Source organism: Pseudomonas sp. B3G-3, assembly GCF_028640915.1.
Taxonomy (GTDB): domain Bacteria; phylum Pseudomonadota; class Gammaproteobacteria; order Pseudomonadales; family Pseudomonadaceae; genus Aquipseudomonas; species Aquipseudomonas chlororaphis_I.
The window spans coordinates 22280-46849 of the sequence record NZ_JAQZAB010000120.1 but is presented as its reverse complement, the minus strand read 5'-3'; the positions used below and the strand labels follow the sequence as shown (position 1 = coordinate 46849).

25 protein-coding genes and 1 pseudogene are annotated in these 24570 nt (G+C 61.1%); 5 read left to right on the top strand and 21 right to left on the bottom strand.

What is annotated here, in order from left to right; all coding sequences use genetic code 11:
• Window positions 1-11: 11 nt before the first annotated feature.
• From tssG to PVZ80_RS24055, 13 genes are all read right to left on the bottom strand, one after another.
• Entirely contained in the window at window positions 12-1019 is a 1008-nt protein-coding gene (tssG, locus tag PVZ80_RS24115) for a type VI secretion system baseplate subunit TssG (RefSeq protein WP_007930277.1), read from the bottom strand.
• Window positions 983-2770 carry a type VI secretion system baseplate subunit TssF gene (gene tssF / locus PVZ80_RS24110; protein WP_007930278.1) on the bottom strand — a complete coding sequence of 596 codons (1788 nt, stop codon included), beginning with the start codon at window positions 2768-2770 and terminating at the stop codon, window positions 983-985. Before tssF ends, tssG begins: the two co-directional genes overlap by 37 nt.
• Window positions 2771-2835: 65 nt before the next feature.
• Window positions 2836-3219, bottom strand: coding sequence for a hypothetical protein (locus PVZ80_RS24105; protein ID WP_009051589.1), 384 nt, complete (start codon window positions 3217-3219; stop codon window positions 2836-2838).
• Between the two features lie 341 nt (window positions 3220-3560).
• Window positions 3561-4400: a hypothetical protein gene (locus PVZ80_RS24100; protein ID WP_273864674.1), complete on the bottom strand. Its 840-nt coding sequence runs from the start codon at window positions 4398-4400 to the stop codon at window positions 3561-3563.
• A 3-nt stretch (window positions 4401-4403) separates the two neighbouring features.
• Window positions 4404-4910: a PAAR domain-containing protein gene (locus tag PVZ80_RS24095; RefSeq protein WP_273864673.1), complete on the bottom strand. Its 507-nt coding sequence runs from the start codon at window positions 4908-4910 to the stop codon at window positions 4404-4406.
• The gene (locus PVZ80_RS24090; RefSeq protein WP_273864672.1) at window positions 4900-5274 is read right to left on the bottom strand and encodes a hypothetical protein; all 375 of its coding nucleotides are present in this window, start codon (window positions 5272-5274) and stop codon (window positions 4900-4902) included. Before PVZ80_RS24090 ends, PVZ80_RS24095 begins: the two co-directional genes overlap by 11 nt.
• Window positions 5271-5678 (bottom strand): type VI secretion system baseplate subunit TssE, encoded by a 408-nt coding sequence (gene tssE / locus PVZ80_RS24085; protein WP_016703136.1) that lies wholly within the window; start codon window positions 5676-5678, stop codon window positions 5271-5273. Before tssE ends, PVZ80_RS24090 begins: the two co-directional genes overlap by 4 nt.
• A 14-nt stretch (window positions 5679-5692) precedes the next feature.
• A complete protein-coding gene (gene tssC, locus PVZ80_RS24080) occupies window positions 5693-7168 on the bottom strand; it encodes a type VI secretion system contractile sheath large subunit (RefSeq protein WP_007930285.1) in 1476 nt (491 codons plus the stop codon).
• 29 nt (window positions 7169-7197) lie between these two features.
• Complete coding sequence (gene tssB, locus PVZ80_RS24075; protein WP_007930286.1) at window positions 7198-7701, bottom strand: type VI secretion system contractile sheath small subunit; 504 nt, start codon at window positions 7699-7701, stop codon at window positions 7198-7200.
• A gap of 33 nt (window positions 7702-7734) precedes the next feature.
• A complete protein-coding gene (tssA, locus tag PVZ80_RS24070) occupies window positions 7735-9291 on the bottom strand; it encodes a type VI secretion system protein TssA (protein WP_028683642.1) in 1557 nt (518 codons plus the stop codon).
• A gap of 630 nt (window positions 9292-9921) precedes the next feature.
• Window positions 9922-10197, bottom strand: coding sequence for an HU family DNA-binding protein (locus PVZ80_RS24065; RefSeq protein WP_003213368.1), 276 nt, complete (start codon window positions 10195-10197; stop codon window positions 9922-9924).
• Between the two features lie 188 nt (window positions 10198-10385).
• A complete protein-coding gene (locus tag PVZ80_RS24060) occupies window positions 10386-11534 on the bottom strand; it encodes an NAD(P)/FAD-dependent oxidoreductase (RefSeq protein WP_124302272.1) in 1149 nt (382 codons plus the stop codon).
• A gap of 39 nt (window positions 11535-11573) precedes the next feature.
• A complete protein-coding gene (locus PVZ80_RS24055) occupies window positions 11574-11741 on the bottom strand; it encodes a rubredoxin (RefSeq protein ID WP_009051595.1) in 168 nt (55 codons plus the stop codon).
• 216 nt (window positions 11742-11957) lie between these two features.
• Between PVZ80_RS24055 and PVZ80_RS24050 the strand changes: the two genes are divergently transcribed.
• On the top strand, window positions 11958-12521 hold the full coding sequence (locus PVZ80_RS24050; protein WP_273864671.1) for a chorismate--pyruvate lyase family protein: 564 nt from the start codon (window positions 11958-11960) through the stop codon (window positions 12519-12521).
• Entirely contained in the window at window positions 12521-13411 is an 891-nt protein-coding gene (ubiA, locus tag PVZ80_RS24045; protein ID WP_009051597.1) for a 4-hydroxybenzoate octaprenyltransferase, read from the top strand. The genes PVZ80_RS24050 and ubiA overlap by 1 nt, the downstream gene beginning before the upstream one ends.
• Before the next feature lie 69 nt (window positions 13412-13480).
• On the opposite strand, the gene PVZ80_RS24040 is transcribed toward ubiA, so the two are convergent.
• Window positions 13481-13864: a COG4315 family predicted lipoprotein gene (locus PVZ80_RS24040; protein WP_009051598.1), complete on the bottom strand. Its 384-nt coding sequence runs from the start codon at window positions 13862-13864 to the stop codon at window positions 13481-13483.
• 151 nt (window positions 13865-14015) lie between these two features.
• Between PVZ80_RS24040 and phoB the strand changes: the two genes are divergently transcribed.
• From phoB to PVZ80_RS24025, 3 genes are all read left to right on the top strand, one after another.
• Window positions 14016-14705: a phosphate regulon transcriptional regulator PhoB gene (gene phoB / locus PVZ80_RS24035; protein WP_007896474.1), complete on the top strand. Its 690-nt coding sequence runs from the start codon at window positions 14016-14018 to the stop codon at window positions 14703-14705.
• A gap of 80 nt (window positions 14706-14785) precedes the next feature.
• A complete protein-coding gene (phoR, locus tag PVZ80_RS24030) occupies window positions 14786-16078 on the top strand; it encodes a phosphate regulon sensor histidine kinase PhoR (protein ID WP_231999353.1) in 1293 nt (430 codons plus the stop codon).
• Window positions 16079-16194: 116 nt separating this feature from the next.
• Window positions 16195-17535 (top strand): hemolysin family protein, encoded by a 1341-nt coding sequence (locus PVZ80_RS24025; RefSeq protein ID WP_009051600.1) that lies wholly within the window; start codon window positions 16195-16197, stop codon window positions 17533-17535.
• A 205-nt stretch (window positions 17536-17740) separates the two neighbouring features.
• Here PVZ80_RS24025 and PVZ80_RS24020 read toward each other — a convergent pair whose 3' ends face one another.
• The 7 genes and pseudogenes from PVZ80_RS24020 to pstA form a co-directional block, all read right to left on the bottom strand.
• Window positions 17741-18637 carry a peptidoglycan DD-metalloendopeptidase family protein gene (locus PVZ80_RS24020; RefSeq protein ID WP_009051601.1) on the bottom strand — a complete coding sequence of 299 codons (897 nt, stop codon included), beginning with the start codon at window positions 18635-18637 and terminating at the stop codon, window positions 17741-17743.
• 61 nt (window positions 18638-18698) lie between these two features.
• A complete protein-coding gene (locus tag PVZ80_RS24015) occupies window positions 18699-19013 on the bottom strand; it encodes a helix-turn-helix domain-containing protein (RefSeq protein ID WP_016703130.1) in 315 nt (104 codons plus the stop codon).
• A gap of 7 nt (window positions 19014-19020) precedes the next feature.
• Window positions 19021-19341: pseudogene (locus tag PVZ80_RS24010) on the bottom strand (type II toxin-antitoxin system RelE/ParE family toxin); the annotation flags it as partial.
• A gap of 533 nt (window positions 19342-19874) precedes the next feature.
• Window positions 19875-20837 carry a response regulator gene (locus tag PVZ80_RS24005; protein WP_016703129.1) on the bottom strand — a complete coding sequence of 321 codons (963 nt, stop codon included), beginning with the start codon at window positions 20835-20837 and terminating at the stop codon, window positions 19875-19877.
• 168 nt (window positions 20838-21005) lie between these two features.
• Window positions 21006-21767 (bottom strand): phosphate signaling complex protein PhoU, encoded by a 762-nt coding sequence (gene phoU, locus PVZ80_RS24000; RefSeq protein WP_007928528.1) that lies wholly within the window; start codon window positions 21765-21767, stop codon window positions 21006-21008.
• Window positions 21768-21885: 118 nt separating this feature from the next.
• Window positions 21886-22719 carry a phosphate ABC transporter ATP-binding protein PstB gene (gene pstB, locus PVZ80_RS23995; protein WP_009051604.1) on the bottom strand — a complete coding sequence of 278 codons (834 nt, stop codon included), beginning with the start codon at window positions 22717-22719 and terminating at the stop codon, window positions 21886-21888.
• A gap of 175 nt (window positions 22720-22894) precedes the next feature.
• Window positions 22895-24565, bottom strand: coding sequence for a phosphate ABC transporter permease PstA (gene pstA, locus PVZ80_RS23990; RefSeq protein WP_009051605.1), 1671 nt, complete (start codon window positions 24563-24565; stop codon window positions 22895-22897).
• Window positions 24566-24570 lie beyond the last annotated feature (5 nt).

Genomic DNA, 24570 nt, shown 5'->3' with positions numbered 1-24570 from the left:
GTCATCTGTCCTTAATGAATTTTGCTGCCCAGGGTCACCACGCCGTCCGCGCGTTCGCGGCCGAGCCAACTGGTCCACCCCAGGCGACAGGCGTTCTGCTCACCGATGCGCAGTTCGCGGATTTCTTCCTGGCGCAGGACCAGGCGAATGTCGTAGTCCAGCGGGTCACGCAGGGTGAACCGCACCAGCGCGCACAACGGCTGGTAGCCGAAACCGATCGGCAGGAATTCGTGGAAGCGCTGCCAGTCGAGCTGGCGGATATGGATGCGGAACTTGCCGCTGCGGTCGCGCACCCGCTCGCCCAGCACCAGGTCTTCGCCGAGCTGGCTGTTGGCGCGACCCAGGCGGTTGCGTTGCTCTTCGAGAATCTCCACCCGCCGCTCGATGCACTGCTCGATCACCAGGTCCGCATGCTTGAAGTAGTAACGCAGCACGGCCTCGATCAGCGCCGCCGAGTGGGCCCGCAGGCTGAGCAGGCCGAGGTACGGCAGCAGGCGCTTCCAGTTCAGTTCCTTGGCCTTGCGGATGTCTTCGCCGCCGAGGCCGATCAGGGCGAACAGCTGGGCGGAAAACGGGTCGAGCGCGCCGCTCTTGAAGCTGGCGCGGTAGCGATACTTGCGCCAGATCGGCAGCATCAGCCGCTGCAGGCGATGGTGGAACAGGTCGAGGAAATTGCGGGTCGGGTTGCCGTCCTCGCTGTCGCCCAGGGCCTGCTCACCGTAGAACGCCGGCAGCGGCGAGCCGGAGCCGAACAGCCCGATCAGGTTGAACCGCAGGCGCGCGCGCATCTGCCCGTGCTCTTCGAAAAACTCCACGCGATCGACGTCGCTGCCAGGGAAACCCAGGCTCGGATTGGCCTGGAATTCCAGCTGGTCGTAGAGATCCTCTTCGCTCAGGCCCGGATGGGAATCGCGCAGCCGGTCCACTACCAGCAGCACGGCCTGGAACAGCGAGTACTCGCGGATGACCCGGGTCAGCCCGCTTAAAGCAGGGGCTGTAGACCCATACGTGGTGTCCATTGGTACACCTCTCCCTGTGTACTTTTTACCCGCAGCTCGTGGTACGAGTTGAGACTGGCGTAAAGAGCGAAAAACTCGTTGAGAACCGAGGCGAAGACGAACATGTCGCCTTCACCGATATAACCTTCCGGATCGATGGTCAGCTCGGTGCGCAGACCGCGCAGCGGCAGGCCCCGGTGCAGCCGGTCGACATGTTCGTGGCGGATCGACTTGAGCCCGCCCAGCAGGCGCTTGCTGACCTTTTCCAGGTGCTGGTCGTAGTAGCGCGGCAAGTCGTAGGTTTCCAGGATCACCTTGAGCGCGTCGACGTTGGCCAGCGACAGGTAGTTGAGCGACATGTTGCTGATCAGCTTCCACAGGAAGTCGCGATTCAGCGGTGGCGCGTAGCTCGAAGTGGCCGGGGTGATGTTGCGGAAACTGAGGAATTCCGGGGTTTCCTCGCACGCCTGGTTGATCTCGCCGAGCTTGAGCCGGCGCGGCAGGTTCTGGTTGGTGCAGGTCAGCTCGATGGACAGGGTTTCGTGGGCCTCGGTGTGGCGGATGCCGAAGCTCAGGTAGGTGTCCAGGCCGTCATGCAGCAACGAGGAGCGCTGGCGGATGCTGTAGTGCGGGCGGCTTTGCGGGACGTCGAAACTCGGATCGTGCTCGAAGGATTCGAACGGCACATATTCCTGGTAACCCAGGCCGCCGGGCTTCCAGCCGGTCACGGTTTCCACCGAGAACACGCCGCAGTTTTCCAGGTCGTACTCGGCCGGCAGCAACAGGTACTCGTCCTGCTTGCCATCGAGACGGATCGGCAGCGCGTCGTGCTTGAACAGGTTGGCGATCGGCGTGCAATACAGCTTCACGTTGTCCAGGGTCGGCCGCAGGCGCTGGATGCCGCTCTTGCGAATGTCGAAGCGCACCTCAAGGCCGTGCAACTGCTTGAGGGTGTCCTCCGGCAGCGACTTGAGCAGGTCCAGGCCGTTCAGGTCGACGAACAGGAACTTGTCCTGGAAGGCGAAATACTCCTGCAGGTACCGATAGCCGCGGAAGGTGTTCAGCGGGTACGGGATCAACGCCTCTTCTTCGGCAAAGCCCACCGGCTGCACGCGGTTGCCGGGCATCTTGAACGACATGGCATTGCCGCTGACACCCGGGAACGGCTTGCCATCCATGCCCAGCGGCACCAGCTCGATGCCTTCGAGGTTGCGCAGCAGGCTAAGGTAGAGCATCTGGCTGATGTAGCGCTCGCCAGCCAAGTGCAGGCGCAGACGGCTCAGGTTCAGCTCGCCGAGATGGCCGTCGCAGCTCATCTCCAGGCGCAGGCTGAGCAGCGCGCCGTCGCCTTTCACCGAGTAGTTCAGCGCCGTCAGGTCCAGCGGCAGGACTTCGGTCGGGTAGCAGGTACGGAAGCGGCAGCGCACATCATCGATGGGCTTGCTCTCCACCGGCGTATCACGCTCCACACGCAGGGCCGGCCCGGACTGCTTCAGCGGGTCGAACTGCAAAATGCTGAACGCCGGCAACGGCCGCATGTAGTTCGGCCACAGTAGGTGCATCAGCGAATGGCTCAGCTCCGGCAGCTCGTCATCGAGTTTCTGCCGCAGGCGACCGGTGAGGAACGCGAAACCTTCGAGCAGGCGCTCCACATCCGGGTCCCGCCCGGCCTGCCCGAGAAACGGCGCCAGGGCCGGACTACGCTCGGCGAAACGGCGACCCAGCTGGCGCAGCGCGGTGAGTTCGCTTTGGTAGTAGTGGTTAAAGGACACGCCTGCTTACCTGCTTATGGTTTTTGAGAAAATTTCAGCGCCAAGACATTCAACAACTGCTCACCTCATGAACAGAACGTGCGGTCATCGATCGTCCATTCGCGCTGGGTCCCTTTACTGATCTTTTCCACGTCGCTCAGGTGCTGCTTCAACTGGGCGCCGTCAATGGTCTTGCTCCCGGCGGCATCGCTGATCGTCAGCAAGTAGTTGGCCGGGATCTGCTCGATCACGTCTTCGCCATAGGAGGTAAAGCTCGCCACCAGTACGCGGGAGCCCGCCGCGGAGGTCATCGTTCGGTCCAGCGCATGCATGTTGGAACTGTTGGAAACCTTCATCTGCAAGGGTTCGCCACAACGGTTCTCGACATACACCTGGTTGTTGTAAACCTGTTGAGCCGCACAACCGTTCAGGGCCACAAAAAGCAGGATGAAGCCGGCGAACCTAGTCATCGAATTCGATCCCAATCGATAGTTAAAAAATCTCATAAACAACCCAATCGCCGAACCGGCTCAAACTCACCACAATGAGCGCAAACAAAATAAACGGCTCGAAGCTACCCCTGAAATCTCGAAACTTGACCAAACGAACTGTACTTTTTACAAAATAATAAAAACCGACAACTATCATCGGAAGATAAAGAAAAATACAAACCACAAAAAAAAATGTATACACCGCCTGAGGGAGTAATAAGCCCATAAAGTCGATACTAACCCCCCATGGGGCTTTGGGATCGATAAAGCTCAAAGACAGCATGACAAGAGAAATGAGGATAACGAAATATCGCATCACTTTATCGAAGCCCTTCGTCATAAAGCCGCTTTGCAAGTTCCCGATGCCTTAATTGACCGTCTGCATCATCCCCTGAATAGTAAAAGTGTCCTTGGTTAGTGCCTGACATCTGCCCCGCAAGCTCGGGTGCAACGCCAACCAATTCGGCATCCGTCATCCCGGCATAAATCGGGTCGCCCTTATCCGTCAGGTCAATAATTATTGTTTTGATTATTTTCGGATGCCCGGTTACCGCATCCTTCAAGTCCTGATTGATCGGCGCACCGATGAGAACCAAGTGGTCGACGATAATATCCTTGCGCGCATGATACATAGCGCTACGCGCTGCAATTACCGCCCCCCATGAGTACCCGACAATATTGAACTGCCCAGAAGTCGGAATCTTTTTTGATATGCCAATGGCAGCAAGGGAGAAATCCGCAGGTTGGTTTTCTATAACCGGCATAGTGCTTTTAACAGCGACCAAACCATACAAATCGGTTCTTTCTTTTACAACAACCAGCTGATCATATTCAGACTCTGCAGGCCGACTACTATCCTGATTGTAAAAAATAACCGCTGATGCGTCGGCAAGCATATCAACCATTGGATGGACATACTCATCCGCCCCAGTGATCAGGGATGAGTAGTTTCCGTAAACAGAATTAGCGATGCCTATCTCGGTAAATGCGTTGATCATGTCGGCGTTATAACCACCAATCATCCCAGCGCCACCCAAAAATACGGTCAGCCCTTGCTCAACTACAACCGACTTAGGAATAAGCTCTTTGGTAGGAGAACTTTGCACCGTAGCGACTTTTTTGAAAGTACCACTTGAAGTGTTGATGGTATCAGTGGCCATTCATCAACTTCCCGCTGCTACGTAGACTTCGACTTTCTCTGCTCGCTCATGTCGAGCAAGCCGATGAGTAAGCCCTGCATCATTGGTAATCCCTTCTTCCTGCGTGCCATCTTCGCGAACAAGTAGATATCGGCGATTGGCAATCGGAGCTCCCGCCTCATCTGTCAGCGCAAACTGTTCATCAAATCCAGGAATAATCAGCGGTAATGGAGGAACAAACGCCGCCGGCGAATGCGAATTGCCGATAATCACCGTTCCCGATCCACCGATAACGATATTTCCATGAGTCCCGACCGAATCAACCGTGGCCGCCGGCTTGCCATTGATCCGCACGGTGGTTGCCAGGGCGCCGGACATAGTGCCGCCACAGGCCGAGGCATCGCCTTGGCGGGCAGCCGGAAGTCCGTCGAAAAACACATCGCCGGAACCGGCGGCGATCGGGTTGGTACCGTGACCTGGCAATGGGCAAGCGGTCGGGTCTGAAACACGAGCGGCAGGTTTACCGGACATGTTCACCTCCCATGGGCAAGAGGGGTGGCGTGAGCGTTGGTGACGCTGCCAGCTTTGCCGAGGGAACAGGTTTCGCCGGGTCATGCAGCAGTACCGCTTGGGTAGCGGCGATGATAGAAAGGCGCGCGCCTTTCACTTCAACGGCTTTGTCATTGGCCTCGATGGTTACGCTGTGGCCACTTTTGAAGGTCAGCCGGTGAACCTGCCGGCCTTCTTCCTGAACGATTTCATGAGTGTCCAGATCCAGCAGGTTGGTCAGCCCTATCGTGGCATCGGGCGTGCCGAATGAAACATGGTTGACTGGCTCAACGGCGCGACTTGCCGCCTCGCCCAAACGAATGAAATGGTCTTCGCTCATCTTCATGTCACCTTGACCTGACCGCTGCCATCCAGGCGCGCGGAAAAACTGACCTGGCGCTTGAACCCGTCCACCTCAAGCAGGCCTTCGATATTGAAAGCCAGCTTGAGCTGGTCGTGATCGCGCGGCAGGGAAACGACACGCACATTGCTCAGACGCGGTTCGTAGGCTTCGATGAAGCTTTCGATGGCCAGGCGAGCCTGGCTCAGGGCGTCGTGCAGGCTCAGGCGCATGTCGTTGAGATCGGGCAGCCCGTAATCGGACAGCGTCTGCACGCTGCCCGCACGGGTGCTGAGCATCTTGCCCAGATGGGCAGCCACCGACGCCATGGCGGAAACCTCGCGGCTCCAGCCGACACGTTTGTCGGCCTCGCCACTCAGGCGTTCGAAAAGGCTGCCGTATCCGGTCATGACCTAGCTCCTGGTTACTCTTTGTCCAGCTTGCCAACCAGCGACAGGGTGAAATCGGCACCCATGTACTTGAAGTGCGGGCGCACGTTCAGGCTGACGCGGTACCAGCCCGGCTCACCTTCCACATCGCTGACGATGATCTGCGCGGCGCGCAGCGGACGGCGGCCACGAACTTCGGCGCTCGGGTTTTCCTGGTCGGCGACGTACTGGCGGATCCACTTGTTGAGCTCCAGCTCGAGGTCGGTACGTTCTTTCCACGAACCGAGTTGCTCGCGCTGCAGCACTTTCAGGTAGTGAGCCAGGCGGTTGACGATCATCATGTACGGCAGCTGGGTGCCGAGCTTGTAGTTCAGCTCCGCAGCCTTGCCTTCGGCGCTGATGCCGAAGAACTTCGGTTTCTGCACCGAGCTTGCGGAGAAGAACGCCGCGTTGTCGCTGCCTTTGCGCATGGTCAGGGAGATGAAGCCTTCCTCGGCCAGTTCGTATTCACGACGGTCGGAAACCAGGACCTCAGTCGGGATCTTGGTTTCGATTTCGCCCATGCTTTCGAAGTGGTGCAGCGGCAGGTCTTCTACTGCGCCACCGCTCTGCGGGCCGATGATGTTCGGGCACCAGCGGAACTTGGCGAAGCTGTCGGTCAGCTTGGTACCGAAGGCGTACGCGGTGTTGCCCCACAGGTAGTGCTCGTGGCTGTTGGCAACGGTTTCCTTGTAGACGAAGGATTTGACCGGGTTCTCTTCCGGATCGTACGGGTTGCGCAGCAGGAAGCGCGGTACGGTCAGGCCGATGTAGCGCGAGTCTTCCGACTGGCGGAAGCTCTGCCATTTGGCGAATTGCGGGCCTTCGAAGTGATCTTTCAGATCCTTCAGGTCCGGCAGGCCGGTGAAGCTTTCCAGGCCGAAGAACTTCGGACCGGCCGCGGCGATGAACGGCGCGTGGGACATGCAGGCAACGCTGGACACGTACTGCATCAGCTTCACGTCTGGCGAGCTTGGCGACATGAAGTAGTTGGCGATGATCGCGCCCACCGGCTGGCCACCGAACTGGCCGTATTCAGCGGTGTAGATGTGCTTGTACAGGCCTGCCTGCATCACTTCCGGCGAATCTTCGAAGTCGTCCAGCAGGTCCTGCTTGGAGACGTTGAGGATTTCGATCTTGATGTTTTCGCGGAAGTTGGTGCGGTCGACCAGCAACTGCAGGCCGCGCCAGGCCGATTCCAGGGACTGGAAGTCTTCGTGGTGGAGGATTTCGTCCATCTGGCGGCTGAGCTTGGCATCGATCTCGGCGATCATGCGGTCAACCATGGCTTTCTTGACCGGCTCACCATCGTTCTGAGGCTTGAGCAGCTCTTCGATGAAGGCCGACACACCGCGCTTGGCGATGTCGTAGGCTTCGTCGTCCGGAGTCAGGCGGGTTTCGGCGATGATGCTGTCGAGAATGCTGTACTCGCCGTTCTCGTTGCTTTTCTGTTGTGCTGCACTAGTGCTCATAGTGTTTGGCTTCCTTGACTGATAGAGACTCAGGCTTCGGTGGCTGCGGCGTTCAGGCCCAGCTCACCGAGTACACGACCGCGCGATTCGTCGTCGGCGAGTACGCCTTCGATGGCTTTACGGAATGCAGGGGCGTTACCCAGCGGACCCTTGAGGGCCACCAGCGCGTCGCGCAGTTCCATCAGTTTTTTCAGCTCAGGCACTTGCTCGACCAGGCTGGCCGGGTTGAAGTCCTTCATCGAGTTGACGCGCAGCTTGACCGCCAGCTCTTCGGTGTCGCCCTCTTCCTGAAGACGGTTAGGCACGCTCAGCGTCAGGCTCAGCTCCTGCTTGGCCAGCACTTCGTCGAACGTCATTTTGTCGATGCTGATCGGCTTGCGGTCTTCCACTTTGCGCTCGTCCACGCGCTGGGTGTAATCACCGATTGCCAGTAGCTTCAACGGCAGTTCAATCTCTTCCTGAGCACCGCCGGTGGCGGGTTTGAAGGTGACGTTGATGCGTTCCTTGGGGGCTACCGAGCCTTCTTTGGCCATGGCTTTTCTCCTTGCGGTTGTTGGCCCTGGGGCCTATTCGAGTACCACTTCGAGGTCGAGGTGGCACAGCCTGCGATAAATCTCTTCCTTGCGTTCTCGCACTGCGTGGTTCTGCGGCAACAACTCACAGCAGCTATGCAGGAGGTGCAGCACTTCCAACGCAAGATCCGGCTCCCAGGCATGCAGGCCCGAGCTCAGTAATTCTTGATCGAGGGTTTCAAGCTGGGTCTTGGCCAGTTCGTATTTCTTGGCCATGAAGCACAGCCGCGCCAGGCTGAACTGCCAGAAGAACCGCACCCGCCCGCCGTGGGCGTTCTGCAGGCCTTGCTTGAGGACCTGCACGGCGGCCTTGAGGCCGTCCTTGCGCAGGATCGGCAAGACCTCTTCGAGGGCTTCTTCCCAGGCCGGCTGGCTGGTGGTCGCTTCGACCTTGCGCGGCGCACTGGCGCTTTGCAGATGGGGCATGACGTGAGCGCTGATCCAGCTGCGGGTGGCCGGATCGGCAAAAGGCGCACCGTCGTGGAAACGCAGTTCGACCACCCCCGGCAGACGCTGCAACAGGAGTGCGAAGTGAAACTCCACTTCGCGCATCGCCTGGTCGGCGTTCAGTCCCTGCAGGCATTCCCAGACCATGCGCTGGCCATCGAACCAGAACGGCGCCCTGGCCAGGCTGGCTTCGAGCTCCACCAGCAGGTCGGCGTATTGCCCATTGGCAAAACGTTCCTGATAGGTCTTCAGTTTGTCGGCCGGCAGCCCGCGCAACGCGGTGATCTGCTCGGCATTGCGCTCCGGAACGGCATCGATGGGCAACCACAGCATGGTGCGGTTCAGGCGCAGGGCGCGCACATCGGTGGCCTTCTGCTTGAGCCACCAGGCGCTCAGCGGCCGGGCATTTTCCTGCAACGCGCGCAGGGCCTTCTGCGCTTCCTTCTCGTTGTCGATCGGCGCGCCGGGCGTGAACAGCTGGGTCGCGGCCTGCTTGACCTGCGCCACCACCGCGCCCACGGCGCCGGGTTCCGGCTGGTTGTCGGCGGCGCGCTGGACCATGGTCGACAGCCGCCGGCAGATCGGCAGCAGCAAGGGCGCGTTGTCGCCCAGATGCTCGGTGAGCACGGCGTCGAGCCCTTCCAGATGTTCCACCAGGCGGCGGAACAGCGGCAGCTGCTCCTTGATCGCGATGTTTTCGCCCAGCACCTGCTCGAGACGCGGCACCAGCCAGCCGATGGCGGCAGCCCGGGTACGCAGTTTGGCGGGGTGGATCTGCGCCCAATGCTGTTCGCACAGGTGCTGCAGAAGACCAAGGCCGGCCAGCAGGCCGGGGAAGGATTCACGCTGATACAGCGCCCAGGTGAGCCAGGCGGCTACCCGCAGATCCTTGGACTGGGTACGCAGCAGCGCTTCACTGTTTTCGAGGATTTTCAGCCAGTCGATCTGACCGCTTTCGTGCATGGATTGGGCTTTGCCCAGCTCACTTTCCAGTGCCTCGTATTCGCTGGAGAAGCGAACGTCCTCGCCCGCAAAACTCTCTTTGGAAACAGAGGCCTTGGCGAGGTCGAGGTAATGGGCAGAAAGTTTACTTGAGTAGGACATCCATGGCCTTTTTGAGATTACGGTCTATACGCACGCGAGACTTTTTTCACGTGCTGGACAGTATCGAAGAGCGTACTCATCCAATTGAGCCTGCTCTTTCAAGAGCGCGCATCGTAATCAGTATGATGGCCACTAGCAAGCATCCCTTCAAACGACAAGACGAACTGTCATCGGCTGCTCGTAAGAGATTGCCTTATATATGACAGGGGTTCCCCTTAGGCAGTCAGTTGAATCCCTATTTCAACCAGAAACGCTGGGAGCCGCCGGCCAGAGCCTTGCGCGATATAAACCAGAGAACGATTCAATGATTAAGGGACAATGCCAGACAGAGTCGAAAAGTGCCGGATACGGGAACAATCTTAATTTTGAACTTTTATAAAAAAGTGCAGTCCGCGTACAACACCTAACTTTGAAAAGTGCCACCAATATGATGGCACTCGAGACGGTAGTTTGCTATCGCAACAATCTGTATGCTTTTTGAACAGTACAGATGGAGTTCTAACGAAACTTGCTTCATGCATTCCTGTTCTTTATATACGGAACAGCCACCCATAAAAAATGGGCATCCGAAGTATCGGCTTGCCCATTTTTCAATACGGTTCTCCCTGCTATCGAGGGAGTTCGCAACAGTTATGGATTGACGCTGTCTTTCAGCGATTTGCCTGGCTTGAAGGCTACGGTGTTGCTGGCCTTGATCTTCACCGGCTCACCGGTTTGCGGGTTCTTGCCGGTACGGGCGCCACGGTGACGCTGCAGGAAGGTTCCGAAACCTACCAGGGTGACGCTGTCTTTACGATGCAGGGCGCCGGTGATTTCTTCGAGAACGGCGTTGAGAACGCGGTTGGCTTGTTCTTTGGTCAGATCCGCTTTTTCAGCAATTGCAGCGGCGAGTTCTGGTTTACGCATAGTGAAGCCTCTTTGACGGTTTTTTGTTGTTATGTCCGTGCTGTTCTTCCGGAACAGCGCCCAAGGCGCCGCAGGCTCTACTCTGCGGCAGACGGGTGTGAGGATGGCACGCGGTTAGGAGTGGCGCCAGTCTCTGCACGACCTTTGTAGCGGCAAACCCATGATTATTCCGACAGAACGACCGGTATTTAGGCCAACAAGCCGGGAAGCTCCTTGTTCAGGGCCAATTTCTCCATGACCGCGGCCCCGGTCAGGGCATAACCCAGCAGCTTGCCGCTGGCATCGCGGCACAGCGCCTTGATGTCGGCGCCCTGCCCCTCGACCGCCCACACGCCTTCCAGGCCGCGTGGCGGTGGCGAAACCACCAATGGACAGACCGGGGTTTTCACGGTGATCGGCATAGGCCCGTAACTGACTGCCGTCGGGTTACCCGCCAGGGTTTGTGCCAGCGCTCGCGCACAACTCATGAGGGGCATGACGTACAGCAAATTCAGCCCATCGACCTCGGCGCAGTCGCCCAAGGCATAGATGTTGGCGTGGGACGTCTTGAGATGCCGGTCCACCACCACCCCGCGGTTGACCATCAACCCCGCGGCGGCGGCCAGGTCGATGCGTGGGCGCAGGCCGATCGCCGACACCACCAGATCGCAGGCGATCACCTCGCCGTCGGACAGATGCGCTTCGAGGCCATCCGCTGTGCGCTGCAAGCGATTGAGCACCGGCCCCAGGTGGAAGCGCGCGCCCAGGCTTTCCAGCCCGGCCTGTACCGCGGCAGCTGCCGCAGGATGCAACAGCGTCGGCATGACCTGCTCGCAAGGCGCTACCAGGTCCACTTCATAACTGCCGAGGATCAGGTCGTTGGCGAACTCGCAGCCGATCAGGCCGGCGCCCAGCAGCAACACCCGGCGCTTGCCGGCCGCGGCCGCGCGAAAGCGCGCGTAGTCTTCCAGGTCGTTGATCGGGAAGATCAGGTCGCCGGCATCGCCCTCCACCGGTACGCGCACGGTTTCCGCGCCCCAGGCGAGGATCAGGTCGCGGTAGTTCACCGCTTCTTCACCAATCCACAGGCGCTTGTGGCCAGGGTCGATGCCGCTGATGCGGGTATGGGTGCGCACCTCGGCCTTCAACTGCTCGGCCATGGCGCCGGGCTCGGCCATGCTCAGGCCGTCGGCTTCCTTGTTCTTGCCGAAGCCGGTGGAAAGCATCGGCTTGGAATAGGAACGTCCGTCATCGGCGGTAATCAGCAGCAGCGGCGTTTCGCTATCGAGCTTGCGAAACTCTCGGGCCAGGTTGTAGCCGGCCAGCCCGGTGCCCACGATGACGACAGGTGCGTTCATTCCTTACTCCTTCAGGTTCAGGGGATCACCAGGTTGTGATCAGCCGATCTCGATCATTTCGAAATCCATTTTGCCGACTCCGCAATCCGGGCAGAGCCAGTCTTCAGGCACGTCTTCCCAGCGGGTACCGGGCACGATTCCGTCGTCCGGCCAGCCGTCGGCTTCGTTGTAGATCAGGCCGCAGACCACACATTGCCACTTTTTCATTTACGCGTTTCCTCAGGTTCTCAGGCTGTTGCCGGCGGGATGGTCGATGAATCGACTCTGGATGACGCCAGGGGGCGCGTCCGGCCCAGCGCGTTTTGTACTGATGAGCACCGACGGATGCAAGCACGTTCGCTGCGGACGGCCGCTCCATTGCGGCAAAATCGCCTGTCGCCATGCTAAGCTCGCGGCCTCATTTGCTGCCAATAATGACCCACTGTGCCGCACTCAATCTCTCCATTTTCCACCCCGGACTGGCTCTCGCAAAGCCGGCTGACGCCCCTCCCCGACGCACAGACCCTCGATTGGCTGTTCGATGAAGGTTCGCTGACCCGGCGCCTGAACCGTCTCTCCAATGACGGTTTCAGCGTGACGCCGCTGGTCGAGGGCTGGCAGACCCTGCGTGCCGACGAATGCGCCGCGCTGGACCTGCCGCTAGGTAGCCAGGGCTGGGTACGCGAGGTGTATCTGCGCGGTCACGGCCAGGCCTGGGTATTCGCCCGCAGCGTGGCGGCCCGTAGCGCCCTGCAGGATGGCGGGCTGAACATGGACGAACTGGGCAGCCGCTCCCTGGGCGAACTGCTGTTCTGCGACCAGGCCTTTGCGCGCCGCCCCATCGAGGTCTGCCATTACCCACGCCCGTGGCTGCCCGACGAGGTGCAAGCCGATGACCTCTGGGCCCGCCGTTCACGCTTCGATCGCGCAACCCTGAGCGTGCTGGTCGCCGAAATCTTCCTGCCGTCCCTGTGGAGCGCCGTCGGCGCCCAGCCGGAGAACCGCTGATGTATCAGAGCCTGCTCAAATCCCTCAACCGCCTGAATCCGCGCGCCTGGGACTTTATCCAGCTGACCCGCATGGACAAGCCGATCGGCATCTACCTGCTGCTCTGGCCGACCCTCTGGGCCCTGTGGATTGCCGGCGAAGGCTCGCCATCGCTGGCCAATATCGTGATTTTCGTCCTCGGCGTGACCCTCACCCGGGCCGGCGGTTGCGTGATCAACGACTGGGCCGACCGCAAGGTCGACGGCCACGTGAAGCGCACCGAACAGCGTCCGCTGGTCAGCGGCAAGATCAGTTCCAAGGAAGCCCTGGTGTTCTTCGCCGTGCTGATGTTCATCAGCTTCCTGCTGGTGCTGTGCACCAACGCGGCGACCATCTGGCTGTCGCTGGGCGGCCTGGCCCTGGCGGCCACCTACCCCTTCATGAAGCGCTACACCTATTACCCGCAAGTGGTGCTGGGCGCCGCGTTCTCCTGGGGCATCCCGATGGCCTTCACCGCCGAGACCGGCGAGCTGCCGGCCACCGCCTGGCTGTTGTACATCGCCAACCTGCTGTGGACCGTGGGTTATGACACCTATTACGCGATGACCGACCGCGACGACGACCTGAAGATCGGGGTGAAATCCACCGCGATCCTGTTCGGCGAAGCCGACCGGGTGATCATCCTGACCCTGCAGGGCCTGGCGCTGGGGTGCCTGCTGCTGGCGGGCGCGCGTTTCGAGTTGGGTATCTGGTTCCACCTGGGTTTGCTGGTGGCGGCCGGGTGTTTTGCCTGGGAGTTCTGGTACACCCGCGATCGCGACCGGATGAAGTGCTTCAAGGCCTTCCTGCATAACCACTGGGCGGGGTTGGCGATTTTCCTGGGGATAGTCGTGGATTACGCGGTTCGCTGAGGATCGTAATCGCGGGCCAGCCTCGCTCCTGCGCAGGAAAGAGGCTGGCCCGCGATAATCGCCCTGCCATCAATCAGGCTTGGCTACTTTCCAGGCGCCGTCCATCTTGCCGTCGCCGGTCATGTCACCGGCTTTCTTGTCCATCACGAAGGTGTACAGCGGCTTGCCGTCGTAGGCCCACTGCATGGAGCCGTCGTCACGCTTGATGACGGTCCACTCGCCCATGGCCTTGTCGCCGCTGGCGGCCATCAGCGGCGGCCAGTTGGCGGCGCACTTGTCGTTACACATGGACTTGCCATCGGCATCCTTGGCAAAGGTGTACAGGGTCATGCCCTTGTGGTCGACATACATACCGTCTTTGACCATCGCCGGTTCCGCGGCGAACGCCAGCCCCGGCAGGGCCAGCGCAGCGCTCAGCAACAGGGTTTTCCAGGATTGCGTGAGTTGAGTCATAGAAACCTTCTTTGGTGGTTGTCAGGATTCGGACCCAAAGCTTAGTCCACGAATGCAGCCCTCGCCCCAGCACCTAAAATACTGTCACACGACTGCAATAATTCCGTTATCTAATGCGGCGCAAGACAGTTAAATGACAAGAGGATTAAGCATGGTTGGCAGGAGCATTCTGATCGTTGACGACGAAGCGCCCATTCGCGAAATGATCGCCGTTGCGTTGGAAATGGCCGGCTACGACTGCCTGGAGGCGGAGAACTCCCAGCAGGCCCATGCCATCATCGTCGACCGCAAGCCCGACCTGATCCTGCTCGACTGGATGCTGCCCGGCACCTCCGGCATCGAGCTGGCCCGGCGCCTGAAACGCGATGAGCTGACCGGTGACATCCCGATCATCATGCTCACCGCCAAGGGCGAAGAGGACAACAAGATCCAGGGCCTGGAAGTCGGCGCCGACGACTACATCACCAAGCCGTTCTCCCCTCGCGAGCTGGTCGCGCGCCTCAAGGCCGTGCTGCGCCGCGCCGGCCCGACCGACGGCGAGGCGCCGATTGAAGTCGGCGGCCTGCTGCTGGACCCGATCAGCCACCGCGTGACCATCGACGGCAAACCGGCCGAGATGGGCCCGACCGAATACCGCCTGCTGCAATTCTTCATGACCCACCAGGAGCGCGCCTACACCCGCGGCCAGTTGCTGGACCAGGTCTGGGGCGGCAACGTCTACGTCGAAGAGCGTACCGTCGACGTGCATATCCGCCGCCTGCGCAAAGCCTTGGGCGATGCCTACGAGAATCTGGTACAAACCGTGCGCGGCACCGGCTACCGTTTTTCCACCAAGGCCTGAAGCCGGCCCCTTATTCGCCAGACGCTTACAAGGACGCGTGTTAAGTGAACCAGAACTGGCATGGCACCCTGATTCGCCACATGCTGCTGTTGGTCACCGGCTGCCTGCTGGTCGGCCTGATCAGCGGTTACTACGGCTGGAGCCTGGCCCTCGGCCTGGGGATCTATCTGGCCTGGACCCTCAAGCAACTGCTGCGCCTGCACGAATGGCTGCGCCTGCACCAACCCGATGAAGCACCGCCCGATGGCTACGGCCTGTGGGGCGAGGTGTTCGACAGCATCTATCATCTGCAACGCCGCGACCAACGGGTGCGCGGGCGCCTGCAAGCGGTGATCGACCGGGTCCAGGAGTCCACCGCGGCGCTGAAAGACGCGGTGATCATGCTCGACAGCGACGGCAACCTGGAATGGTGGAACCGCGCCGCGGAAACCCTGCTGGGCCTGAAGACCCCGCAGGACAGCGGCCAGCCGGTGACCAACCTGGTGCGCCATCCGCGCTTCAAGGAATATTTCGAGCAGGACAATTACAACGAGCCGCTGGAAATCCCCTCGCCGACCAACGACCGGGTACGCATCCAGCTGTACATCACCCGTTACGGCAACAACGAACACCTGATGCTGGTGCGCGACGTGACCCGCATCCACCAGCTGGAACAGATGCGCAAGGACTTCATCGCCAACGTCTCCCACGAGCTGCGCACGCCGCTGACGGTGATCTGTGGCTACCTGGAAACCCTGCTCGACAACGTCGAGGAAGTGAACCCACGCTGGAGCCGCGCCCTGCAGCAGATGCAGCAGCAAGGCGGGCGCATGCAGACCCTGCTCAACGACCTGCTGCTGTTGGCCAAGCTGGAAGCCACCGACTACCCGTCGGACAACCAGCCGGTGCCGATCGATGCGCTGCTGCAATCGATCAAGAGCGATGCCCAGGCGCTGTCCGGGGAGCGCAACCAGCGCATCACCCTGGAAGCCGACGCGCAGATCCAGCTCAAGGGCAGCGAGGCGGAACTGCGCAGCGCCTTTTCCAACCTGGTGTTCAACGCCGTGAAATACACCCCGGCCGAGGGCAACATCCGCATCCGCTGGTGGGGCGACGAGCAAGGCGCGCACCTGAGCGTGCAGGACTCGGGGATCGGCATCGACAGCAAGCACTTGCCGCGCCTGACCGAACGCTTCTACCGGGTCGACTCCAGCCGCAACTCCAACACCGGCGGCACCGGCCTGGGCCTGGCCATCGTCAAGCATGTGCTGCTGCGCCACCGGGCGCGCCTGGAGATCAGCAGCGTACCCGGCCACGGCAGCACTTTTACCTGCCATTTCGCCCCGGCCCAGGTGAAAAGATTCCGTGCCGGCACCCTGACCGACCAGCGGTGACAGCCACGCGCCACTAGGCAACCGCCCTGTCAGCCGCTACATTGGCTGGCTTGCGCCTGCCATTGCGCCGCGCATTTCTCTCTTTTTCGAATACACGGAACCCGCAAAACTCCATCATGGACCCTTCCCCTGGTTTTACCCTCGCGTCTCTTTTCGCCGACTTCGGCATGATTCTTTTTGCACTGCTCCTGGTTCTGCTCAACGGCTTTTTCGTAGCCGCCGAGTTCGCCATGGTCAAACTGCGCTCGACCCGGGTCGAGGCCATCGCCCACAAGAACGGCTGGCGCGGACAGATCCTGCGCACCGTACACAGCCAGCTGGATGCCTACCTTTCCGCGTGCCAGCTGGGTATCACCCTGGCCTCCCTCGGCCTCGGCTGGGTCGGTGAACCGGCCTTCGCGCACCTGCTGGCGCCGCTGCTCAGCGCCGTGGGCGTGGACTCGCCGGAAGTGGTCAAGGGCGTGTCGTTCTTTACCGCCTTCTTCATCATTTCCTACCTGCACATCGTGGTCGGCGAGTTGGCGCCCAAGTCCTGGGCGATCCGCAAGCCCGAGCTGCTGTCGCTGTGGACGGCGGTGCCGCTGTACCTGTTCTACTGGCTGATGTACCCGGCGATCTACCTGCTCAACGCCAGCGCCAACACCATCCTGCGCATCGCCGGCCAGGGCGAGCCCGGCCCGCATCACGAACACCACTACAGCCGCGAAGAACTGAAGCTGATCCTGCACTCCAGCCGGGGCCAGGACCCCAGCGACCAGGGCATGCGCGTGCTGGCCTCGGCCGTGGAAATGGGCGAGCTGGAAGTGGTGGACTGGGCCAATTCCCGGGAAGACCTGATCAGCGTGGAGTTCAACGCACCGCTGAAGCAGATTCTCGCCCTGTTCCGCCGCCACAAGTTCAGCCGCTACCCGGTCTACGACAGCGAGCGCAACGAGTTCGTCGGCCTGCTGCACATCAAGGACCTGCTGCTGGAACTGGCGGCGCTGGACCATATCCCCGAATCGTTCAACCTGGCCGAGCTGACCCGCCCGCTGGAACGCGTTTCCCGGCACATGCCGCTGTCGCAGCTGCTGGAACAATTCCGTAAAGGCGGTTCCCACTTCGCCCTGGTGGAGGAAGCCGACGGCAAGATCATCGGCTACCTGACCATGGAAGACGTGCTGGAAGTGCTGGTCGGCGACATCCAGGACGAACACCGCAAGGCCGAGCGCGGCATCCTCGCCTACCAGCCCGGCAAGTTGCTGGTGCGCGGCGATACCCCGCTGTTCAAGGTGGAACGCCTGCTGGGCATCGACCTGGACCATATCGAGGCCGAAACCCTCGCCGGCCTGGTCTACGAGACCCTGAAACGGGTACCGGAAGAAGAAGAGGTCATGGAAGTCGAAGGCCTGCGCATCATCATCAAGAAGATGAAAGGCCCGAAAATCGTCCTGGCCAAGGTGTTGATGCTCGATTGAGCAAGGCCTGAGCCCCCTATCGCGAGTAATCGACGCTCGATTGCTCGCGCCCCCCTCCCCTGATGACACCCGCCCCGCAGATCACCCTGTAGCCGCTGCCGAAGGCTGCGATAAGGCCGAAGGCCTTCAGCGATCTCAAGATCCTGCGCCCGCTTCGTCGGAGTGCCACCCAGGTCGATCGCAGCCTTCGGCAGCGGCTACACGGCTACTTTTTGCCTAGCGCGAAATTCGGCAGGCTGCCGATGGGCTGGTTGAACTGATAGGGAATCGACACCAGCCCCAGCCCCGTATTGCGCTGCACCACGAAGTGCAGGTGCGGGCCGCTGCTGTTGCCGGTGTTGCCCGACAGCGCCAGCGGGCTGCCCACCACGACCCGCTGGCCTTCACGCACGCATACCGAGCCGCGCTTGAGGTGCAGGTACACCCCCATGGTGCCGTCGTTGTGCAGCACCCGCACGAAATTGCCGGAAGGGTCAGTGCCGCGCCCGCTCTGGCGGTTCTCGGTCTTCACCACCACCCCGCCCCGCGCCGCGATGATCGGCGTGCCCTCGGGCATGGCGATGTCCATGGCATACCGGCTCTTGGGGCCGAAGTGGCTGTACCGGCCGTTGGCACCCTGGGTCAGGCGAAAGGGGCCGCCACGCCAGGGCAGCGGATAACGATAGGCCTGGGCGGCGCCTGCAGGGTCGCCCAGGGAATAACGGAACTGCGGGACATAGATCAGCGGCTTGCCCGCCTGCATCGCCGTGAGCTGCGCCAGGCGCTGTCGGCTGCGGGCCGGCAGTACCCGGCGAATCGGCTGCCTGGGGGCGCTGCGGATGTTCTTCAGGCCGGTAAACCCCAGCTCGATCTCCACCGGCGCATACAGGTCGTTACGCACAAAGACGCTGTCCACACCCCAGCTCTTCTCGACGTCCAGACGCACCTGGCGCTCCAGGTGCTCGACCATGCGATCGCGAAACACGAACACCTGGGCGCCCGGCGACGGACGGTCGCTGTAGGACACCACGCCGTTGGCGTCGGTGGACTTGTAGATGGTCATGGCCATGGCCGAGGTGGCAGCCAGCAACAGACCACAGGAAATCAGCAAGTGCGTGAACATGGGCAAGATTCTGAAGAAAGCCTGAAGTCAGGCTAGCAGCCCGACGTGGACTTTGTATGAATCAACCCTGCACCAGAGGTTCCGCTGCCGACGAACTGAAACTGATATCGACACCCAGTTGTGCGGCGTCGGAGAGATTGACCAGCGCATCCAGGGAAAACTTGTTGATCTTGCCGCTGAGCACGTCGTTGAGTCGCGGCTGGGTGATATTGAGCCGCCGGGCGGCCTCCTTCTGCGAAACGCCCCAGGCCTTGATGGTCTTGCCCAGTTCCAGCATGAGCTTGGAGCGCAGGCGCATATTGGCGGCTTCCTGCGGCGAACCTTCGAGCGCGTCCCAGACACTGGCGAAACGCTCGGTATGCATGTGATCGGTCATGGCGTGCACTTATCTCCTGAAGTCTGGCCCGAGCCAGCTCGATGTCCCGCGCTTCGGTCTTGCGGGTGGTCTTGCGCATGGCGTGCAGCACATAAATGGCCGCGGGCCGGTTGGCCACGTAAAACACCCGAAACGCCCCTGAATCCTCACTGATCCTGATCTCGAACACTCCCGGCCCCACGGTTTTCATCGACCGGCAGTCATAGGGCTGCTCGCCCTGCTGCAACAGATCCAGTTGAAAACCTGCGGCCCTTCGCGCATCCAGCGGAAAAGCCCGGAGGTCCCGGAGCGCGCTCCCGACAAACACCACATCCTTGTGCCTAGGCATCGAACCTCTCCCGTGACTGACCCCGGAGAGGTTAAACAACCCGACCGCCACAGCGCGCGGCCGGGTTGTTTCAAAGCGTGGCCAGGCACAAGAAAAGCCGAAAGCACAGACCACAACCTATATCAGTACAGATATAAATCAACCTGAAAAACCGAGAATCGGACACACGGCAGCAAACCACCGTCTCTCCCCCAACACCTTGTGCTGCGTGGCCTGCAAGACATCACAGCCATCCTCCAGCAACGGATGCAAGGCCTGGGTGACACGCCCCAGATCACCTTCGTCAGCGTGCAGAAGCGTGGTACAGGAAAGTGTTTGCAGCAGGTTTCGCGTGGCGCTCCGACGAAGCGGGTACAGTTTTTTGAGATCGCTGAAGGCCTTCGGCCTTATCGCAGCCTGCGGCAGCGGCTACAGGGTCGGGGGCAGCCGTCCAGAACATGTGGCGCCAGAACGGACGTCATCGCGGGCAAGCCTCGCTCCTACAGAAGCGTGGTTGCCCGTGAAATAGTGGTCAGGAACGGGGCTGAGAGGACTCAGGCGCCGGGGACGAAGTGTTTCTGCGCCGTGCCGCGGGCGATCAGGCGGGAGATGTAATCGAGCTTCTGCGCATCCTGGTCGACGAAGCGGAAGGTCAGCTGCAGCCACTCGCTGTCCGGCTTCGGCTCATAGGCCACCACTGCATGCAGGTAGCCGTTCAGGCGCGCCACTTCGGCATTGTCACCCTGCTCCAGGTCCAGCACCGCGCTGTCGAGCACCTGCGGCAGCGTATCGGTACGCTTCACCACCAACAGCGCCTCCTTGATGCTCAGCGCCTTGATCACGCACTGCTGGGTACCGCTGGGCAGGCGCAACTGCCCCTGGCCGCGACCACTGGCAGGCGCAGCGGCGGCAGGAGCCGGCGCCTTCACCGGCGGGCTGTTGAGCAGGCCACGGGACGGCGCAGCAGCGGGAGCAGGAGCAGAGACGACAGCAGGCTTGGCAAACGGATTGACCGCCGCAGCCGCCGGCGCGGCGCCGATGACTTCGGCCTTGCCACCGGTCAGGGCACTCAGGGAGTCGTTGCCGAACGCTGAGTTCATCTTGGTCGGCGCGCTGTTCATCAGGGTGTCGAGCTTGCCGACCTTGTTCAGCGCCTGCTTGACCTTGGTCAGCAACTGCTCGTTGGTGAACGGCTTGCTGACGTAGCCGGAGACGCCGGCCTGGATCGCCTGCACCACGTTCTCCTTGTCGCCACGACTGGTGACCATGATGAACGGCATGGCCTTCATCGCCTCCTGGCCGCGGCACCAGGTCAGCAGCTCCAGGCCGGACATTTCCGGCATTTCCCAGTCGCACAGGACCAGGTCGAAGGCTTCACGGGCCAGCAGGGCCTGGGCTTTACGGCCGTTGATGGCGTCCTCGATCTTGATGCCAGGGAAGTAGTTGCGCAGACACTTCTTCACCAGGTCACGAATGAACGAAGCGTCATCCACCACCAACACACTTACCTTACTCATCGACCACCCCTTTAAAAATCCCGGCTAGCATAACGCTTTACTGATGGCACTTTGCCAAAACTCTTCAGTCACGCCAGGACTTTTCGTTCGCGGGCGCTGCTTTTCAAGTTCAATCCCCATAAACGAAAACGCCCGGCCAAAAGGGCCGGGCGCTTCTCTCGGGCAACCTTACTTATCGTCAGCTTCACCCGGAACATTAGCGCTTTCGGCGCTTGTGCCTTCAACTTCTTCCTTCATCCGCTTGAGCCCCAGATGGCGCACATCGGTGCCGCGTACCAGGTAAATCACCAGCTCCGAGATGTTGCGCGCGTGGTCGCCGATCCGCTCCAGGGAGCGCAGCACCCAGATGATGCTTAGAACGCGCGAAATCGAGCGCGGATCTTCCATCATGTAGGTGGCCAGCTCGCGCAGCGCGGTCTTGTACTCGCGGTCGATGATCTTGTCGTACTGGGCCACCGACAGCGCCAGGTCGGCGTCGAAACGGGCAAAGGCGTCCAGCGCATCGCGGACCATGTTGCGCACCTGGTCGCCGATGTGCCGCACTTCCACGTAGCCGCGCGGGGCCTCGCCTTCTTCGCACAGTTGGATGGCGCGGCGGGCGATCTTGGTCGATTCGTCGCCGATGCGCTCCAGGTCGATCACCGACTTGGAGATGCTGATGATCAGGCGCAGGTCGGAAGCCGCCGGCTGGCGACGGGCGAGAATGCGCAGGCATTCTTCGTCGATGTTGCGTTCCATCTGGTTGATCTGGTCGTCGATCTCGCGCACCTGCTGGGCGAGCCCCGAGTCGGCTTCGATCAGCGCGGTGACGGCGTCGTTGACTTGTTTCTCGACCAGCCCGCCCATCGCCAGGAGGTGGCTGCGCACCTCCTCGAGTTCGGCGTTGAACTGCTGGGAGATGTGGTGAGTAAGGCCTTCCTTCGAAATCATCTTGTTCACTCCGCGAAAGTTGCAAGCTTCAAGCTGCAAGCTTCAAGCAGTTAAATATTGATCCGGTACCGCACCATTTCTGTCTTGCCGCTTGAAGCTTGCGGCTTGCAGCTGCTTCCTAGCCGTAACGACCGGTGATGTAGTCTTCGGTCTGCTTCTTCGCCGGATTGGTGAACAGGGTGTCGGTGTCGCCGAATTCCACCAGTTTGCCCATGTACATGAACGCCGTGTAGTCGGAGACCCGCGCGGCCTGTTGCATGTTGTGGGTCACGATCACGATGGTGAACTTCGATTTCAGTTCGTAGATCAGTTCTTCGACCTTCAGGGTGGAAATCGGGTCGAGTGCCGAGCAGGGTTCGTCGAGCAGCAGCACTTCCGGCTCCACGGCGATGGTCCGGGCGATCACCAGACGCTGCTGCTGACCACCGGACAGGCCGAGCGCCGAGTCGTGCAGGCGGTCCTTGACCTCGTCCCACAGCGCCGCGCCCTTGAGGGCCCACTCGACGGCCTCGTCGAGGATGCGCTTCTTGTTGATGCCCTGGATACGCAGGCCGTAGACCACATTCTCGTAGATGGTTTTCGGGAACGGGTTGGGCTTCTGGAACACCATGCCCACGCGGCGACGCAGCTCGGCCACGTCTTCGCCCTTGCGGTAGATGTTGTTGCCGTAGAGGTTGATCTCGCCTTCCACGCGGCAGCCGTCCACCAGGTCGTTCATCCGGTTGAAGGTGCGCAGCAGGGTCGACTTGCCGCAGCCGGACGGGCCGATGAAGGCGGTCACGCGCTGCTTCGGAATGTTCATGCTGACGTCGAACAGCGCCTGTTTCTCACCGTAGAACAGGCTCAGGCCCGGGACTTCGATGGCCACGGTTTCCTGCTCCAGGCTCAGGCTCTGCTTGTCGCGGCCCAGGGCCGACATGTTGATGCCGTGGGTATGTGCTTCTTGCTGCATGGGTAACTCCCTACGCTAACAAATTCGTTTCAGTGAGCCGCTGGCCTCACAGAATGGGCCAGAGGTGTTGCCGTTTGTAGGAGCGAGGCTTGCCCGCGAAGGCGTCGGCACATTTGACAATGATGCGACTGACAGACAGCTTTCGCGAGCAAGCTTCGCTCCTACAGGGGCGGTGTTAACTATCCAAAGCCTTGTATTTCTCGCGCAGGTGGTTACGAATCCACACTGCCGACAGGTTGAGGGTCGCGATCACCAGCACCAGCAGCAGCGCCGTGGCGTACACCAGCGGCCGCGCGGCCTCGACGTTCGGGCTCTGGAAGCCGACATCGTAGATGTGGAAGCCCAGGTGCATGATCTTCTGGTCCAGGTGCAGGTACGGGTAGTTGCCGTCCACCGGCAGCGACGGCGCCAGTTTCACCACACCCACCAGCATCAGCGGCGCCACTTCACCGGCGGCGCGGGCCACGGCGAGGATCATGCCGGTCATCATCGCCGGGCTGGCCATCGGCAGCACGATCTTCCACAGGGTTTCCGCCTTGGTCGCGCCAAGGGCCAGGGAACCTTCACGCACGGTGCGGGGAATCCGCGCCAGGCCTTCCTCGGTGGCCACGATCACCACCGGCACCGCCAGCAGCGCCAGGGTCAGGGAGGCCCAGAGCAGGCCCGGAGTACCGAAGGTCGGCGCCGGCAAGGCTTCCGGGAAGAACAAGCGGTCGAGGGAGCCGCCCAGCACATAGACGAAGAAGCCCAGGCCGAACACGCCGTAGACGATGGCCGGAACACCCGCCAGGTTGTTCACCGCGATGCGGATCACCCGGGTCAGGGTGTTCTGCTTGGCGTATTCGCGCAGGTACACCGCCGCCAGCACGCCGAACGGGGTCACGATCATCGCCATGATCAGGGTCATCATCACCGTACCGAAGATCGCCGGGAAAATGCCGCCTTCAGTGTTGGCTTCACGCGGGTCGTCGCTGAGGAATTCCCAGACCTTGCTGAAGTAGAAACCCATTTTGGTCAGGGTGCCCATGCCGTTCGGCTGGTAGGCGTGCACCACCTTGCCCAGGCTGATTTCCACTTCCTTGCCGTTGGCGTCCCGGGCAGTGAGGCTGTCGCGGTTGAACTGCGCATGCAGGTCACTGAGGCGGGCCTCGACGTCCTGGTAACGGGCGTTCAGCTCGGCGCGTTCGCTTTCCATGTCGGCCTGGGCGGCGGCATCGAGCTTGCCGTCCAGTTCCAGTTTGCGACCGTGCAGGCGGATACGCTCGAGGCCGGCGTTGATCGCGCCGATGTCGACTTTCTCCAGGGTCTTGAGCTGGGCAGCCAGCTTGTTCACCCGCTCGATCCGCGCCTGCAGTTCCGGCCAGGCCGCTTCGCCTTCGGCGATGACCTTGCCATCCTGCTTGACGTTGACCAGGTAGCCGTAGAAGTTGCCCCACTCGCGCCGCTCGATGGCCATCAGCTCCGGCGGCGTGGTCTGGTTGGTCAGCCAGTCGCCGACAATCCAGGTGAAGTCGTTGCCGTTCAGGTCACGGTTGCCGACCTTGATCAGCTCGCGGGTCATGAACTCGGGGCCTTCGTCCGGCACCGGCAGGCCGGCGCTCTTCAGGCGTGCCCGCGGCACTTCTTCTTTCTGTACCACTTCGCCGATGACCAGGTGGTTGGCCTGGCCCGGTACGTCGTAGTGGGCATGCACCAGGTCCGCCGGCCAGAAGTGGCCCAGGCCGCGCACGGCGATCACCGCCAGCAGGCCGATGGTCATGATGACCGCGATGGACACCGCGCCACCGCTGATCCAGACGCCCGGGGCGCCGCTCTTGAACCAGTCTTTTAGGGAGTTCTGTTTCACAGACT